The sequence below is a fragment of the Candidatus Methylomirabilota bacterium genome (genome assembly GCA_028870115.1).
Taxonomy (GTDB): domain Bacteria; phylum Methylomirabilota; class Methylomirabilia; order Methylomirabilales; family Methylomirabilaceae; genus Methylomirabilis.
In genome coordinates, this window is the sequence record JAGWQH010000032.1 from 1 (window position 1) to 1,097 (window position 1,097).

The following is a 1,097-nucleotide window of genomic DNA, read 5'->3' on the forward strand; positions in this document are numbered from 1 at the left end:
CCCTGCACGACAAAGCGATGCGGCTCTTGCCAGGCGCTGAGTTCGTCAAATCGAACCTGGTACCGGCCAAGCTGAAGCGATTCGCCTGGCTTTAGGGTGACCTCCTGCTCCAGCTTGAAAACCGATGAGGCGGTAATGCCGATCACGATGAACGCCACCCCCAGGTGGACGATAAGACCGCCATAACGCCGTCGGCTCCGACTGGTGAGCTTCGAAAGTGCGGTTAGGTACCCCTCTCCCGTGTTCCGACGACGTGTCCTGGCGCCGCGGGTAAACTCCTGAAAAACGGTAATGGCGGCAAACAGGCTGAGTCCGAACGCCAGGAGCGGGTATAATCCCCGCACCCCAAGCAACCAGCAGATACCCGCGCCCAGGATAGTGAGGCACAAGGGACCGGCGAAGGTGCGGCGTAGGCTCTCGATCGAGGCGTGTCGCCAGGCGATCAGCGGGCCGATGGCCATCAGGAAGATCAGACCCAGGCCGATAGGGACGTTGACCGTGTTGAAGAACGGCTCACCCACGCTGACCTTGACCCCGCGAACCGCCTCGGACAGGAGGGGAAACAGGGTGCCAAGGAGGACCGCAAAAGCAAACCCCAGGAGCAGCAGATTATTCACCAGGAAGGCGCTCTCGCGAGACACCAGCGAGTCGAGATCACCCTCCGGCTGTAACTTATCACTCCGATACACCATGAGACTGAACGAGGCAAGCAGGATCAGACCGATGAACACCAGAAATAACGGTCCGACTGCCGAATCAGAAAAGGCGTGAACAGACGACAGGATGCCGCTTCGCGTGAGAAAGGTGCCGAAGATGGTCAGCGCAAAGGTGATGATGATCAACGCTACGTTCCAGAACTTCAGCATCTTTCGTCGTTCCTGAATCATGATCGTGTGGAGAAACGCTGTGCCGGTCAGCCAGGGCAGCAGCGAGGCGTTTTCCACGGGATCCCAGGCCCAGTAGCCGCCCCATCCTAGTACCTCGTAGGACCACCGTCCCCCGACGATGATGCCGACCGTCAGAAAGGTCCAAGAGGCGATCGACCAGCGGCGTACGGTTCTGATCCAGGCCTCGCCAAGCCGACCGGTGATCAGGGC

The 1,097-nt window shown here is 59.8% G+C and carries 1 protein-coding gene; it reads right to left on the minus strand.

Translation table 11 applies throughout. From position 1 onward, the window contains the following. A partial coding sequence (ccsA, locus tag KGL31_03315) for a cytochrome c biogenesis protein CcsA (protein ID MDE2320936.1) occupies positions 1-1,097 on the minus strand: 1,097 nt, incomplete at both ends.